Origin of the sequence: Pseudoalteromonas sp. P1-11, from assembly GCF_001399995.1 — a bacterium.
Lineage (GTDB): Bacteria > Pseudomonadota > Gammaproteobacteria > Enterobacterales > Alteromonadaceae > Pseudoalteromonas > Pseudoalteromonas atlantica.
Genome location: NZ_LJSP01000002.1, coordinates 206,754 through 220,869, shown reverse-complemented (window position 1 = coordinate 220,869; position 14,116 = coordinate 206,754). Strand labels below are relative to the sequence as shown.

Sequence of the window (14,116 nt, the reverse complement as noted above, 5' to 3'; positions counted from 1 at the left end):
CCTAGTTGTAAAGTTAAATAATATGACGATAAAAAACCTAACTATCACTCAAAAAATCACCATTTTAGGCAGTACCATTGCAATCTGTGTCGCTGCATTAATTGGTTTAACGTCTTTATATAGCTCTGAAGATATTATAGAACGACGTATGATTGAATCTGAGCTACCCAGCAAATTACACAGTATTAGTAATCAAATTGGTGGCGAAATAAACGAACTACTAGGTGCTGCACAGCAACTATCATCAAATGAATTTATCTTAGAGTGGGCGCGCTCAAATAACCAAGACGACACACTACTGCTTAAAGAATTAAACCGCGTAGCAAAGCAGTTTGATTTAGCAACTGCGTCGTGGGCTAACCGTGATACAGCACAATATTGGAACCAACACGGATTTTTACGCGTGCTTAAAAACGACGCGGCTGATGGGTGGTTTTTTGGCTTTACCAACTCAAATAATCCGTACTCAATCAGTATTTATCAAGAATCTCCGACTGATGTAAAAATGTTTGTAAATCATCAACAAACAAATGGGCTTGGATTAGCGGGGCTTGCAAAAAGCATCACCGACATGCAAAAGCTATTACAACAATTTAAAATTGAGCAAACTGGCTTTGTATTTATTGCAGATAAAAGCGGCTTAATTCAGTTACATAAAGATGCAAATAAAGTGGCTAAAGTAAACATAGACACACTTTATGGCAGTAATGTTCATAGTACTTTGTATAACCCTTCTGGTTTTGCAATTACAGAATTATCACTTAATAACGAAGCCACATTTTTAGCAGCCATGCCAATAGCCAATACCGACTTATACGTATTAGCCCAAGTACCTAAAAGTGAGGTATTTGCGACTGTAGGTACATTGGAGTGGCAAATATTTACCTTTACACTAGTGATAGCCCTCGTTGCTAGCATGCTAAGTTACTTGTTAGCACGCTCTTTAGCGTCACCGCTTTCGGATATGGCCGAACTGTTCTCACGTTTAGGATCAGGCGATGCTAATTTAGCGTACCGTTTGCCAGAGTCTAATCAGCCAGAGCTAAACAATTTAAGCCATGGCTTTAACCAGTTTATTCATAAAATTGAAACTGCCATAAAGCAAGTCGCCAACGAAAGTACAGAAATACGCCAAAGTTCTAATCATGTATTTGAACAAGCAAAAAACAACTCGCAGTCTATTGATAATCAAAAAGAGCAAACCATTTCGGTTGCTGCAGCCATTAACGAAATGGGCGCAACTGTACAAGAAATAGCACAAAGTGCGGCTAATGCAGCTAAGTTAACGCAAAGCAGTCAAGAAAACACCAGCCAAAGCCATCAGCAAGTACTGCAAAGCCAAGCTACAATTTCAGCGCTTGCCACTGACATTGACGGCATTACCGAGCAAGTAACACTGCTTTCTAAAAAAACAATTGATATAGCGAGTATTGTTGACTCTATTCGCGGCATTTCAGAGCAAACTAATTTACTAGCCTTAAACGCAGCCATCGAATCGGCTCGGGCTGGTGAGCATGGTAGAGGCTTTGCAGTGGTGGCCGATGAAGTACGCGCGCTTGCTAATCGTACCTCGCAATCAACCACCGAAATTCAGTCAATGATTGAAGAGCTAACCACTATTTCTGAAGATGTAGTAAACGATATTAGTCAATCTAAGCAAAAAGCCCAACAAAGCGTAGGCGCAATGCAAAGCTCTGTTGAATTGCTTGATGCGATAAGCGAAACAGCAAATCAAATAAACGACATGGCTACTTTAATTGCCACCGCAACTGAGCAGCAGAGTAACGTGGTTGCTGATGTAGGACGTAATATTGAGCAAATAAGTGAAATTAGTGACCGTGCTATGAATGAGCAAATAAACACCGAGCAAGCAATTCGCGATTTAGCAAATAGCGCTCAAGCCCTTGATGCACTCGTAGCCACCTTTGAAAAACACCACTAAACACGTTTTGTAACACTTTAATAAACCACCTGCGCATATTGCATCTACACTTATAGATGTAATATGTTGGAGGTGGTTTATGAACATATCTTGTTTTAACGCATTATTACTAAGTAGTTGCTTATATTTAAGCGCATGTAACACCACGGTGCGTGAACCGCCGCCGCTTGCCCTAGCAAACCATCCAACATTTAACCGTATTAACGTCGAAACCGAGCAAGACATATTTAAGCTCGACAAAACAATCACTTCCCAACTTGATGCCCACTTAACCACTAAGCGAAGCGCGCATTACTTAGCGAACAGTATTTTAAGTTTTTTATTAAAAAACGGCGATAACTCATTAACCTATCAAAGTGGCGCCACATTGAGTGCATCGCAAACCTACGCTAATTTAAATGCTAATTGCCTGTCGTTATCGATATTAGCGTATAGCTTAGCCGATTATTTAGGTATAAAAGCGCGCTTTCAAAAGGTTCATATTCCTGAATATTGGGCAATGAATAAAGGGGTTAATTTACTGACAGGGCATATTAATTTATCAATTGACAATGCGCTTATGCAAACAATACCAGCCACAATGGTTTATCAACGTGATAAACAGTTAACCATAGACTTCGACCCGAATATAAGAAAACAACGCTTTAAAACCAGCCCAATAAGCAAAGAGTTTGTTACGGCTATGTTTTATAACAATAAAGGCGCTCAAGCTTTAGTAAATAAAAATTATAATTTAGCTTATAGCTACTTTAGTGCCGCCGTTGAAGCCGCCCCATTATACAGTGGTGGCTGGGGGAATTTAGGTATTGTATTTAGGCAGCTTAATTATTTAAAAGAAGCTGAACAGGCATATAACTATGCTTTATTGCTTGATAAAAATAACCATACTGCCATAGGTAATCTCGCTGTGCTGTACACCTTAAGTAACCGCGCTAAACAAGGTCAGCAAATGCTAAAACAGCTCAATAAAAAGCGCCAAGCTAACCCGTATTACCATATATCATTGGGTAATAGTGAACTGGTACTTAAAAATTACTCTCAAGCGATTAAGCATTTTAAAAGCGCTTATAAAATTGACGCTAAGTTACACGAAAGCCACTTTGGCCTTGCGCGAGCATATTATTTTACCGGCAATATAAAGCAGGCAACACATTATATGCGTTTAGCGGGTATAAACGCCGAGTTTAACTATGACAAAGCCCGCTATCGTAATAAATTAAAAGCATTAAAAAATGCCACAGCTTCACTTAGTCATTAGCTGTTGTACATAGTGCTCTTTTTGGGCCCTACTTAATTTTTTAATTTGCCACTCTAACTTACTGGCTTCGCTTTTTGAGCCCACCTTTTGTTGATGAATTAAAACTAAAGGGCCTTTGCCTTTTAAGTTTTTTGCGCCTTTACCCGCTTGATGCGTGGCTAAGCGCTTATCAACATTGGTTGTTATACCTGTATACCAGTGACCTAAACGCGTTTGCACTATATACAAATACCACGTTGAGGGTACTTTGTGTGCTTTGCTTATATTTATACTTAAACTTTTTTGTGTGTTTGTGGTCAAAACGTTGCCCTAACCCTCGTAACTAAAAACAATTTCTTAAAAGGGTTTTACCTTCAGTGACTAATCGGTATCATGCAGATTATAAAAAATAAGGATCACAACTAACAATGCAGTCGTTAAAAACTTTTTCTCTTTGGCTTATCGTTGCTCTCACATTCAGCTCTTTAGCAGGTTGTTCTAGCTGGGTATATAGAATCAATATCCCACAGGGTAACTTTTTAGAGCAATCAGATGTAGATAAGCTTCGTGTAAACATGACACGAGAGCAAGTTATTTATGTACTAGGTCGTCCAATAGCAGAAGATGCGTTTGATAATAGTACCTGGCGTTATGTGTACAGCTTTAACAAAGGCCGCGATAATGAGCAGCATAAAGAGTTGCTGGTTAAATTTGAAAATGATCAACTAGTTGCTGTTTCGGGTGATTATGATCAGCCAGAAAACTTTGATACTCCGCTAGAGCAGTAAACGCTTTAGTTATTAAAAAAGGTGAGCATGGCTCACCTTTTTTATTTACTACATTAATGACCTTTATAAAGGACGCCCACCGGTAACTTTATTTGCTCGACCTTCCTCCTTTGCTTTTTCAGCACGCTTTCTTCGAGCATCTTTAGGGTCTGCAATTAGTGGACGATAAATTTCTATTCTGTCGCCATCTTTTAATTCGTAATGCGCTTTTACTGTTCTATTCCATACACCTAAAGTAAGCGCAGTTGGGTCTATTTCAGGGCACTTTTCAATGATCCCCGATTGAATAACAGCTTGTTCGGCTGTGGTTCCTTGCGCTACTTCCACTGTTAATGTGGTTGCTTTAGTCGGTAATGCAAAAACTATCTCAACGCTAATCATTATCTTGCTCCGTATACATCTTTTGCACGTTGCGTGAATGCGCTAACCATATTTTTAGCTACATCATTAAATATTTTACCAAACGCCAATTCTATAAGCTTGCTAGAGAATTCAAATTCAAGCTTAAGCTCAACTTTACAGGCTTTTTTATCTAACGCTTGAAAATGCCAACGCCCTTTAAGAGTTTTAAATGGGCCATCAACCAGCCTTAATTGCACGGTTTGCTCGTCAATAAAGGTGTTTTCAGTGGTAAACCACTTTTTTATACCCGCCTTGGATATTTCTAAACTCGCGGTCATGTTATTATTGTGCTGCGAAACGATTTTAGAGTCTGAGCAATTAGGTAAAAACTGCGGATAAGCTTCTACATCATTAACTAGGTCAAACATCTCTTTAGTGCTGTACATAACCAGCGCACTTTTTTCTATTTGTGGCATACTCACTCCCAACTGTGTGGGCGAATTTTAGCAAGCTTTGCGCGTTTCCCCAAATTTTCATGGTCTTAAGTTCACCAGATTATTTTAAAGGCACATATAAAAAATCGATGTAAAACATCTCTTAATACGTATATTATAGGGCACTATGGCTAAGAACAAATCATCAAAATCGAACAGTAATACCATCGCGCTTAACAAAAAAGCGCGTCATGAGTATTTTTTACACGACAAGTTTGAAGCAGGTGTTGAACTACAGGGCTGGGAAGTAAAAAGTATCCGAGCTGGTAAGGTAAACATCTCAGAAACTTATATTCATCTTAAAAATGGCGAAGCTTTTTTATTAGGCAGTCAAATTCAGCCTTTAAATAGCGCCTCGACTCATGTTATTTGCGATCCAATGCGATACCGTAAACTGTTATTAAGCCGCAAAGAGCTTGATAGATTAGTCGGTGCCACTGAACGAGATGGCTACTCACTTGTTGCCACTGCCATGTATTGGAAAAAATGTTGGGTGAAACTTGAATTTCACTTAGCAAAAGGTAAAAAAATGCATGACAAACGTGAAGACGGCAAAAATAAAGATTGGTCGCGTGAGAAAGAACGCCTCATGAAACATAAAGTATAAACACAACGCCTAATTTATTTAGGCGTTTTTTTTAATTTCTCACCGGTTAAATTTAAAACAACCTGATCAAATTCCCCTCAGCTTTATTTAATTCATCCCTGTGCGTGATATAAATAAATTATTACACTTTATTTATTTTTTTAATTTCTTTAGATGCCTGTCCATTTTAGTGCGCAAATTTTATGGTACAAAGCGAGTAATTTAGCCTTGTCTATCCTTTTTCGTTGTTTCTATTATTGAATATTTTTCCTTCAACACTCTACAAAAACTCATACTAAAATCGCAAAGGGTGTAGATTGATAACACTTAAGTTACATGATATTAATGTCAACGCTTGTTAAGCAACTAAATTTATAACATATCAACAAGGACTTAAGGATGAAGCAATCAATTGCATTTACACCTAGCATAATTGCAGGTGCTACAATCGCACTTTCAGCAGGATTTACAACAACAGCTTATGCTGCTGAAGAAGCAAAAAAAGTAGAACGCATTGAAGTAACAGGTTCGCGCATAAAACGCACCGATATCGAAGGGCCTTCGCCAGTACAATCTATTGGCAGAGCAGATATCGAAAACATGGGTTACGATAACCTTCAACAACTCCTCGAAAGAATGCCTGTGGCAGGCAGCGGTACTTTCTCAACACGCGGCAACAACCAAGATTCAACTGCAAATGGATCTGCCGCGGTCAGCCTACGTGGTTTAGGTGCTGATGCTACATTGGTGCTAATCAACGGCCGCCGTGTGGCTATTAGTGCCTTTGCCGAAGGTATTACAAACTCATTTGTCGATATTAATAGTATTCCGGTATCGGCGATTGAGCGCATTGATATTTTAAAAGATGGCGCATCAGCAATTTATGGCTCTGATGCAGTAGCGGGCGTAGTCAACGTTATTTTAAAAAAAGACATAGATGGCGTTGAACTAAACTTAGGCTACGGTGGTACCGATGGCCCAAATTACGAAGAAACAACAGCAAGTTTAGTATGGGGTACAACTAGCGAAAAAAGCAGTGCCTCAATTATTATTGATTACTTTAAAAACACCTCGCTTTCGTCAGATGAAATGGGCAGCTTAGGCACCGCTAATCAATCGCCTTATGGCGGCGAAGACTTTCGCTCTTCTCGTGGCTTTCCAGGCTACTTTTATGTTGATGGTGTAAAAACAATTGACCCAGATTGCCCTGCAGAAAACGCCACATCAAGCGGCAGTTGTTTATTTGATTACGGCCCATTTGGCTACATCGCCCCTGAGTCTGAGCGCGTAGGAGCTATTTCTCAATTTGAATACAATTTTGATAATGGTATTACCGGCTTTTTAGAAATGGCAGTGCAGCATAATACCTCAGTTGCAGCCGGTGCCCCTACTCCACTTGATGAAGATGCAGGTTTAACAGTACCTGCTAGCCACCCTAACAACCCGTTTGGTGAAGATATTCAAATTGGCCGTTACCGTACGGTTGATGCGGGCGCTCGCCAATGGGATATTGAATCAGACACACTTCGCTTTGTAGCTGGCCTAAGAGGCGAAATTAAGGAATGGAGCTGGGAAGCTGCGGTTCAAAAAGGCCGTAGTAAATCACTTCAAACAGGCGATCGTTCGCAAGGTTGGGTTCGCACCGACTTTTTACAACAAGAGATTGATGCCGGTAACTATAACCCATTTGGTGGCACGTATAACAGCCCAGAAGTTATTGACAGAATTACCACAAGCTTAGTACGCCGCGGTGAGTCTCATATGACCTCATTCGACGCTAACATCTCTGGTGAAGCATTTAGCTTTGGTGATGATGTGGTTATGATGGCCGCGGGTATTGAATACCGTGAAGAAGATGTAACCGATACACCGGATGACCAATTTCAGCGCGGTTTAATTTTTGGTACTGAGTCTGTGTCTGCTGCAGCAGAGCGCGACCAATACGCAGCCTATGTGGAATTTTCAATCCCACTTGCTGAAAACCTAGAGCTACAACTCGCTGGCCGTTACGATGATTACAGCGATTTTGGTAATACAACAAACCCTAAAGTCGCTTTACGCTGGGCACCTACCGAAGAAATAACCATTCGTGGTTCGTGGGCACAAGGGTTTAGAGCGCCATCGCTTGCACAAGTAGGTTTAGGTCCATCACAAGAAAGTCAGTTTTTTGTAGATACTTATCGCTGTGAAGCAACTGGCCTTGATTGTGACGCGCTAGATTACAACATTGAATTTGCTGGTAACCCTGATTTAGAAGCCGAAGAGTCAGAATCATGGAACGTTGGCTTTATTTGGGCACCTTCTGCTGAGTTTGGTTTAAGCGTAGATGTGTGGAGTATTACCCAAGATAATAAAATTGATGAACAAGAATTTGGCCCAATTTATAACTCTGAGTGTAATAACCAAGATAGCACGGTGTGTGTACGCTTAGCACCTAGTGGTGGTAATAGCTTAGGCACCATTCAAAAAATATACAGCACCTTTGAAAACGTCTCTTCGCAAGAAGTGTCAGGTGTTGATTTATCAGCAAATTACAACCATTCGCTGGATGATTTAGGCTTACTTAAATTTAACTTAGAATGGGCGTACCAAAACAAGTTTGAAAAAGACGGCCGCGATTACACGGGTGAATACAATTACCCAGAGCACCGCTGGATTTTCTCTACTAACTGGGAAATTGGCCAATTTAATACCAACGTAAATATTAGCTACGTAGGCGAGTTTGAAGATACCCCAGATATAGACTTTGACGGTAATTTAGACTTTGATAGCAATACATCGCGTATGGTTGACTCGCAAGCACTGGTAGATTTACAAACTTCTTACCGTGTAAGTGATGCAACTAAAGTGTCGCTTGGTGTAAATAACGTATTTGACGAAGAGCCACCATTTGCCATTGGTGATGGCGATGCCGACCTTTACGGGTATGCATCGGGCGTACATAACCCACGTGGTCGTTACTTCTACACTAAAGTAACCTTCTCGTTTTAATTTAATATAGCCCATTATTAAATGGGCTATATTAAAAACAAAAAAACCGCCATATGGCGGTTTTTTATTAAAACGTAGGGGCTAAATTATAGCTCGCCTTCGTTTTCAGATAGGAACTTAGCAACACCTTCAGGGCTTGCGTCCATACCTTTTTTACCTTCTTCCCAACCAGCAGGACATACTTCGCCGTTTTCGCTGTGAAATGCTAGCGCGTCAACCATGCGGATCATTTCGTCGATGTTACGACCAAGTGGTAAGTCGTTCACTACTTGGTGACGTACGTTACCTTCTTCATCGATTAGGAAAGAGCCACGAAATGCAACGCCTGCTTCAGGGTGCTCAACATCGTATGCTTTACAAATTTCGTGCTTAACGTCTGCAACTAGTGCGTATTGAACTTTACCAATACCGCCGTCTGCTACAGCAGTGTTACGCCATGCGTTGTGTGAGAATTGTGAATCGATAGAAACACCAATTACTTCTACGCCACGCTTTTGGAATTCTTCGTAACGCTTATCAAATGCGATAAGTTCTGAAGGACATACAAACGTGAAATCTAGTGGGTAAAAGAAGATTACTGCTTTTTTACCTTTAATTGTTTCATGAAGGTTATAGCTATCTACAATTTCACCATTACCTAGTACAGCTGCAGCGGTAAAGTCTGGTGCCTGGCGGCCTACTAATACACCCATTTTATTCTCCAAATATTTTGAGTTTGTTGTCGATTGCATACGCAATGCTGATACTTATATGGGCGCTAAAAATAAAAAAACAATAGCGCCAACACATAATTACATGGCATTTTAAATTTAATAAGGAAAAAAGAACAATCGTATTTAGCGATGTGCACAATCGAAAATACCGAACAGATATTAAAACTTTATTACGCCTATAAAAAAACCTGCATTTGCAGGTTTTAAAAATGGGTTAATCCATGATATCGGAAGGCATATCGCCTTTAATATTTTGCCAGATTTCACCGGTTTGATGGCCAAACTTACGCATCATTGAAATCGCGCCATCATGCTCACGGTTTTCAGCCAATACTGTTAGGTCTTTATAAAATTGACGTGCTAACTGGCGAGTGCCTGCGTCTGAGAAATAATGACAACCAATTTTAAAGTAAAACCCTCTAAAACCGTTAAGTATAAGTACGTATATGCGGTTATTACCAGCGACAGCTAATTCGTGGTGTACTTTGTAATCGTAATCTGCAAAAGCTTGCGCAGTGTCTTCAAGTTCATCGCTTTTTGATAAAATTTCAATAACACGCTCAGGGTTAAGCTTTATCGCTGCACGGGTATAAATAGCACTAATATTAGTACGTGCAGATAATAACTGATCGGTCAGCTCTGGCATTTTGTCTTCATCTAAGCGCGCCAGCGTTTCGAGTATGTTTAAACCCGATGTTTCCCAAAAGTTATTCACTCTGGTTGGCTTGCCGTGCTGAATAGTTAGCCAGCCATCGCGTGCTAAACGTTGCAGTACTTCACGTAAGGTTGTTCTGGTTACACCAATTAACTCAGAAAGCTCACGCTCTGCAGGTAGAATTGAACCTGGAGGGAAATCGCCGTTCCAGATAGATTCAACTATATACTCTTCAGCAAATCCTGCTGGGCTTTTAGCTTTAAAAATTCTCATTCAATTCCCACTCGAATTAATCACAACTCATCGTTTTATACGAATAACTGACAGATTGTACCAGATGAAATATAACTAACAAGTAAACTCGTTGATATAAGTGCCAACCAACCGCTGAAAATTTCGCAATAGTAAATAATAAAATTCAACATGCTTAAATTAGGCCTAATTCGCTAAATAAATTAACCCTATTCATAGTAGGTACATTAATACCATTGCTGTTTTTGCTTCACCATTACATTACTACAATAATTCCCGTGTGCGGCAGCAAGTACATTTAAAAGTCGCATACAGCAGCCTGTTAACTGTAACGTTTAAACAAGCCTTTTTAGCGAACCAATCTTATATTACATGTTTACTTAGCAAAAAAGCTTAACCTTTCCCTAAATAGGATTGGCCATAACCGCTTATTAATTTCATCTTAAAAAAAGCCACTTCGGTAGCTTTTTTACCCTTTTTGTTGCTCGTTACTTTATCCTAGTACATAATTCAACGTCTTATTTCAATGCGGATTTTTTATGAACTGGCTAGCACAACTCCCTACTCAACGTACTCCATGGCTACTATTTACAGGCATTGTATTTTTATTAGAAGTCACCGCACTGTTTTTTCAATACCAGATGGGCCTTGCTCCATGCATTATGTGTATTTACCAGCGAACTGCGGTATTAGGCTTATTAGGGGCAGGCATTATTGGCGCAACTAAACCACAAAGTAAATTAGTACGCGCTATCGCTTATTTAGTGTGGGGTGTATCAAGTGTGTGGGGTTACTTTATTGCACGTGAGCACATTGAAATGCAAACAACCACCGATCCCTTTGCGTTTAGCTGTGAGTTTGAGCCAAACTTTCCTTCATTTATGCCATTGCATGAATGGATCCCAAGCTTTTTTCAAGCCACAGGGGATTGCGGTAATATCGATTGGCAATTTGCGGGATTAAGTATGCCAGCATGGATGGAAATACTATTTGCGTTATTTACTATCACGCTTTTTGTAATTGTTACCACTCGCTTACTTACTAAAAAGACTATTTAATATGTTTACGTTTTTTACCAGTCAGCTGCCTGAACTAAAGCACCTTAAAGTGAGGCAGCGACAAGCCGTTGTTGCTATTGCACTAAGTATGCTACCTGCTACCGATAAAGTGTTATTAAGAATAGTAAAGCTGATATTGCTCAGCCCATTGTTTTTATTATTTACTGTTTTTAAAGGGTGGGAACTCATTCCCTTTTTAATTTTAGGTGGCCTGTGTTACCCGCTTTTAACAACCCCGCTTGAAATAAACTTTGCTAAAAAATATTTAGCCAAAGCACTTGAGCAGTATTCACAGGGCGCTTAGCGCCCTGCCTATTATAAAGACACTTTTCCTTCTAGTTTAGCTACAAGCTTTTTACCTATTCCTTTTACGTTAGCTAAATCGCTCAGCTGGTCAAATTCGCCATTTTCAACCCTGTAATCAACAATAGCCTGCGCTTTTTTCTTACCAATACCAGGTAACTTGGCCAGCATTTCTGAATCGGCACTATTAATATTAATAACCGGCGCTTGCGGCATTTCAACCATAGGCTTATCTTCAACAGGGTTAGCGTGGGTAAACGCGCTAAAGCTTAAAAAGCTAATAATAAGTATCGTTAATAGATTTTTCATTTGTTATTCCTTATTTTTGTTTATACCAAAGCGTTATAGCTAAACGGCTAATTTGGCTCTAAACATGTGCTTAATTTTTATTTGTGGAAATAATGTTAAATAAGGAGCAACGCGCATCACTTATATTATTTCCAGTGCATAATCACCTAAATCCGAAAACCTAAAATGCAGCTGGTACAACAAGTGATTGCTTAACTAAAGTAAAGTTACGCTTTTTTGTCAAATTGATGACAAGCTAAAAATGCACCGAATGCTTGCAATTTTACACACAAACATTTACTGTATATAAAAACAGTGACCTACAGGTCAGTAACCACATTACCACGCAATCAAGCAGGAGAGATCATGGCTGTTGTTGTTAAATATGTTGTAGAACGAAACGGAGTTGAGCGAATGACGTTTACTACTAAAAAAGAAGCGGATGCCTATGACAAAATGCTCGATATAGCAGAATCGCTTGAAGTAATGCTGGAAAAAGTAGATGTGCCACTGAGCGAGCAACAGGTTGAATCGCTTGCGCTTGAAATTGCAAAGAGTAAAGATGACTTTATGGCGGTGTTAAAAGGCGCAAAAGAGCCCACAACAAAAAGTACAGCTAAAGCTAAAAAAGCCGACAACGTAGCATCAATAAAAGATAACGACGAACAACAAGCTAGCTAATTTGTGACTATTTTAAATAAAGGGCTGCTACTAAATAGCAGCCCTTTTTTATTAATTTTTGAACAGTTACAAATTTTTTCTGGCTTTTTAGACTGAAATTGATACATTAATCCGGTTAATAGCGAGTGTTTATGTGCCATGTCAGTATTTATTAAGTCTTTTTACCAAAAATTTTTCCCAGCCCGTCAGTTGCTTATTCGTCAAAATGGCGAAGTTAAGCATGTTGTTTTGGCGCCTTGGTTTCAGCTTTTTACAGTACTGCTTATTTTAGGCACTATTACTTGGGTCGGTATTTCTAGTTTTCGTGTTTATAGCCAAACAAATAAAATTACCGACATAGAACAAAGCCAAATTGATAAACAACAAGTGTGGCAAAAGCAGGTCCAAGAACAAAAAGCACTGCACGCTAAGCAATTAGAACAACTTGCTGTACTAGAGCAAAAGCAGGCACTTTTGCAAGGTATGATTGAATCCCTCCCCGCATCTATTAGTAAAGAGACAATAAAACTAGAAGAACAACTTGAATCGCCTGTTAATCAAGACAAAGGCGAGTTTCATGAACCACTTGTAGATGAAGAGCCGAAAAACAAACACGCCAGCCTTCTAACGCCAATCACTTTTGCCGCACGTTATGAGCGCTTAAATAAATACTACGAGCATAATTTTGCGCTTATTGATGCGCAAATTAATAAACGCCATGATGCAATTTTAGCGATGTTAAAAGGCGCAGGCTTAGAATCAGCCCTTGAACAACATTTAGCACTGGGCGCACAAACCAGTGCGCAAGGTGGCCCGTTAGATGTATTTGACGAAACTAAAATACCAGGGCAGTTTTTAGCCATTGTTGATAAGCTATTATTACTTAACAACCTTGAAAACTTTTTAACAGAGCTGCCTAACTCACTGCCCTTGCCTGCGGCTAAATACTATATTTCGAGCAACTTTGGGTTACGTAAAGATCCGATGAACAACCGCCGCGCTTTTCACAAAGGTGTTGATTTAGCCGGCTGGCATAAAACCGAAATTTTTGCCCCTGCTGATGCACGTGTATTGCGCGCTGGTAAAAATGGCGGCTATGGTAACTTTATCGAGCTAGAGCACAAAAATGGCTTGGTCACCCGTTTTGGCCACTTAAATAAAATTAAAGTGAAAAAAGGCCAAACAATTGCTAAAAATGAGGTAATTGGATTAATGGGCAGTACTGGCAGAAGTACCAGCACCCACTTACACTATGAAGTGTTACTCGATGGCAAACATGTCAATCCTCTAAAAATAACAAAGGCGCTTTCTCGTGTTCGGTAAAAAAAAGCAACCAAGTAATCAAACTACGTTAAAAAGAGTAAATCATACCCCTTCTATTATTTCTGAAGATGTGCGCTTAACTGGCACACTTACAAGCCAGGGCGAAGTGCAGCTAGATGGCCGAATTGATGGCGATATAAAGGCAGAGCACTTGGTAATTGGCTCTACCGGCATTGTTGAAGGTGTGGTTGAAGCTAAAAGTGTCATTGTAAAAGGCAAAATTATTGGCTCACTAAACGCAAGTGAAGTGAATATTCAAAGCAGCGCTCACGTACATGGCGATGTTTTTCACGACACACTAAGTATTGATGCGGGAGCCATTATTGAAGGCAGCTTAAAACAGCGCTTTGAAAAAGAAGAACCGGAACTTATTAGCGAAGATTTAAAGCCGGCTAAAGAAGTAAAAACTTTGCTTGATGATGCTGATAGCGACTTGTCGTTTGTTAATAAGCAAGCCGCTGATAAAGCCAAATCTAATTAAGCG

The 14,116-nt window shown here is 39.7% G+C and carries 16 protein-coding genes; 10 read left to right on the top strand and 6 right to left on the bottom strand.

Annotation, left to right across the window (positions count from 1 at the left end; all coding sequences use genetic code 11):
* Positions 1-22: 22 nt before the first annotated feature.
* Together AN390_RS03685 and AN390_RS03680 are read left to right on the top strand one after the other, a co-directional pair.
* Positions 23-1,942, top strand: coding sequence for a methyl-accepting chemotaxis protein (locus AN390_RS03685; protein ID WP_024031820.1), 1,920 nt, complete (start codon positions 23-25; stop codon positions 1,940-1,942).
* Between the two features lie 79 nt (positions 1,943-2,021).
* The gene (locus AN390_RS03680; RefSeq protein ID WP_055253006.1) at positions 2,022-3,200 is read left to right on the top strand and encodes a tetratricopeptide repeat protein; all 1,179 of its coding nucleotides are present in this window, start codon (positions 2,022-2,024) and stop codon (positions 3,198-3,200) included.
* Here the strand turns inward: AN390_RS03680 and AN390_RS03675 are convergent.
* Complete coding sequence (locus tag AN390_RS03675; RefSeq protein ID WP_004587367.1) at positions 3,186-3,500, bottom strand: GIY-YIG nuclease family protein; 315 nt, start codon at positions 3,498-3,500, stop codon at positions 3,186-3,188. The two genes, AN390_RS03680 and AN390_RS03675, sit on opposite strands and share 15 nt — an antisense overlap.
* Positions 3,501-3,607: 107 nt before the next feature.
* On the opposite strand from AN390_RS03675, the gene AN390_RS03670 reads away from it, so the two are divergent.
* Entirely contained in the window at positions 3,608-3,967 is a 360-nt protein-coding gene (locus tag AN390_RS03670; protein WP_004587368.1) for an outer membrane protein assembly factor BamE, read from the top strand.
* Positions 3,968-4,030: 63 nt separating this feature from the next.
* Here the strand turns inward: AN390_RS03670 and AN390_RS03665 are convergent, their stop codons facing one another.
* Positions 4,031-4,348, bottom strand: a complete 318-nt coding sequence (locus tag AN390_RS03665; RefSeq protein ID WP_029773434.1) for an RnfH family protein — start codon at positions 4,346-4,348, stop codon at positions 4,031-4,033.
* Positions 4,348-4,785, bottom strand: a complete 438-nt coding sequence (locus tag AN390_RS03660; RefSeq protein WP_055253005.1) for a type II toxin-antitoxin system RatA family toxin — start codon at positions 4,783-4,785, stop codon at positions 4,348-4,350. The genes AN390_RS03665 and AN390_RS03660 overlap by 1 nt, the downstream gene beginning before the upstream one ends.
* 145 nt (positions 4,786-4,930) lie before the next feature.
* On the opposite strand from AN390_RS03660, the gene smpB reads away from it, so the two are divergent.
* Both smpB and AN390_RS03650 read left to right on the top strand, forming a co-directional pair.
* On the top strand, positions 4,931-5,410 hold the full coding sequence (gene smpB / locus AN390_RS03655; RefSeq protein WP_004587371.1) for an SsrA-binding protein SmpB: 480 nt from the start codon (positions 4,931-4,933) through the stop codon (positions 5,408-5,410).
* Positions 5,411-5,788: 378 nt separating this feature from the next.
* Complete coding sequence (locus tag AN390_RS03650) at positions 5,789-8,380, top strand: TonB-dependent receptor (RefSeq protein WP_055253004.1); 2,592 nt, start codon at positions 5,789-5,791, stop codon at positions 8,378-8,380.
* Positions 8,381-8,466: 86 nt separating this feature from the next.
* On the opposite strand, the gene AN390_RS03645 is transcribed toward AN390_RS03650, so the two are convergent.
* Both AN390_RS03645 and fadR read right to left on the bottom strand, forming a co-directional pair.
* Positions 8,467-9,072, bottom strand: coding sequence for a peroxiredoxin (locus tag AN390_RS03645; RefSeq protein ID WP_004587374.1), 606 nt, complete (start codon positions 9,070-9,072; stop codon positions 8,467-8,469).
* A gap of 235 nt (positions 9,073-9,307) precedes the next feature.
* On the bottom strand, positions 9,308-10,021 hold the full coding sequence (gene fadR / locus AN390_RS03640; RefSeq protein WP_004587375.1) for a fatty acid metabolism transcriptional regulator FadR: 714 nt from the start codon (positions 10,019-10,021) through the stop codon (positions 9,308-9,310).
* Between the two features lie 518 nt (positions 10,022-10,539).
* Here fadR and dsbB point away from each other — a divergent pair.
* Positions 10,540-11,058 (top strand): disulfide bond formation protein DsbB, encoded by a 519-nt coding sequence (dsbB, locus tag AN390_RS03635; protein WP_004587376.1) that lies wholly within the window; start codon positions 10,540-10,542, stop codon positions 11,056-11,058.
* A gap of 1 nt (position 11,059) precedes the next feature.
* The gene (locus AN390_RS03630; RefSeq protein WP_055253003.1) at positions 11,060-11,362 is read left to right on the top strand and encodes a DUF6170 family protein; all 303 of its coding nucleotides are present in this window, start codon (positions 11,060-11,062) and stop codon (positions 11,360-11,362) included.
* Positions 11,363-11,373: 11 nt separating this feature from the next.
* Here AN390_RS03630 and AN390_RS03625 read toward each other — a convergent pair whose 3' ends face one another.
* Entirely contained in the window at positions 11,374-11,670 is a 297-nt protein-coding gene (locus tag AN390_RS03625; RefSeq protein WP_055253002.1) for a ComEA family DNA-binding protein, read from the bottom strand.
* A 345-nt stretch (positions 11,671-12,015) separates the two neighbouring features.
* Here AN390_RS03625 and AN390_RS03620 point away from each other — a divergent pair, with 345 nt between their 5' ends.
* The 3 genes from AN390_RS03620 (at position 12,016) to AN390_RS03610 (ending at position 14,113) form a co-directional block, all read left to right on the top strand.
* Positions 12,016-12,330 (top strand): YebG family protein, encoded by a 315-nt coding sequence (locus AN390_RS03620; protein WP_055253001.1) that lies wholly within the window; start codon positions 12,016-12,018, stop codon positions 12,328-12,330.
* A gap of 138 nt (positions 12,331-12,468) precedes the next feature.
* On the top strand, positions 12,469-13,632 hold the full coding sequence (locus AN390_RS03615; protein ID WP_055253000.1) for a M23 family metallopeptidase: 1,164 nt from the start codon (positions 12,469-12,471) through the stop codon (positions 13,630-13,632).
* Complete coding sequence (locus tag AN390_RS03610) at positions 13,622-14,113, top strand: polymer-forming cytoskeletal protein (protein ID WP_055252999.1); 492 nt, start codon at positions 13,622-13,624, stop codon at positions 14,111-14,113. The genes AN390_RS03615 and AN390_RS03610 overlap by 11 nt, the downstream gene beginning before the upstream one ends.
* The last annotated feature ends 3 nt before the right edge of the window (positions 14,114-14,116 follow it).

What these genes read in the sequence shown, in the direction of transcription:
- AN390_RS03680 (WP_055253006.1), top strand. Translation starts at nt 2,022, where the DNA reads ATGAACATATCTTGTTTTAACGCATTATTACTAAGTAGTTGCTTATAT.
- AN390_RS03630 (WP_055253003.1), top strand. Translation starts at nt 11,060, where the DNA reads ATGTTTACGTTTTTTACCAGTCAGCTGCCTGAACTAAAGCACCTTAAA.
- dsbB (WP_004587376.1), top strand. Translation starts at nt 10,540, where the DNA reads ATGAACTGGCTAGCACAACTCCCTACTCAACGTACTCCATGGCTACTA.
- AN390_RS03650 (WP_055253004.1), top strand. Translation starts at nt 5,789, where the DNA reads ATGAAGCAATCAATTGCATTTACACCTAGCATAATTGCAGGTGCTACA.
- AN390_RS03645 (WP_004587374.1), bottom strand. Translation starts at nt 9,072, where the DNA reads ATGGGTGTATTAGTAGGCCGCCAGGCACCAGACTTTACCGCTGCAGCT.
- AN390_RS03685 (WP_024031820.1), top strand. Translation starts at nt 23, where the DNA reads ATGACGATAAAAAACCTAACTATCACTCAAAAAATCACCATTTTAGGC.
- AN390_RS03665 (WP_029773434.1), bottom strand. Translation starts at nt 4,348, where the DNA reads ATGATTAGCGTTGAGATAGTTTTTGCATTACCGACTAAAGCAACCACA.
- AN390_RS03620 (WP_055253001.1), top strand. Translation starts at nt 12,016, where the DNA reads ATGGCTGTTGTTGTTAAATATGTTGTAGAACGAAACGGAGTTGAGCGA.
- AN390_RS03670 (WP_004587368.1), top strand. Translation starts at nt 3,608, where the DNA reads ATGCAGTCGTTAAAAACTTTTTCTCTTTGGCTTATCGTTGCTCTCACA.
- AN390_RS03615 (WP_055253000.1), top strand. Translation starts at nt 12,469, where the DNA reads ATGTCAGTATTTATTAAGTCTTTTTACCAAAAATTTTTCCCAGCCCGT.
- fadR (WP_004587375.1), bottom strand. Translation starts at nt 10,021, where the DNA reads ATGAGAATTTTTAAAGCTAAAAGCCCAGCAGGATTTGCTGAAGAGTAT.
- AN390_RS03625 (WP_055253002.1), bottom strand. Translation starts at nt 11,670, where the DNA reads ATGAAAAATCTATTAACGATACTTATTATTAGCTTTTTAAGCTTTAGC.
- smpB (WP_004587371.1), top strand. Translation starts at nt 4,931, where the DNA reads ATGGCTAAGAACAAATCATCAAAATCGAACAGTAATACCATCGCGCTT.
- AN390_RS03660 (WP_055253005.1), bottom strand. Translation starts at nt 4,785, where the DNA reads ATGCCACAAATAGAAAAAAGTGCGCTGGTTATGTACAGCACTAAAGAG.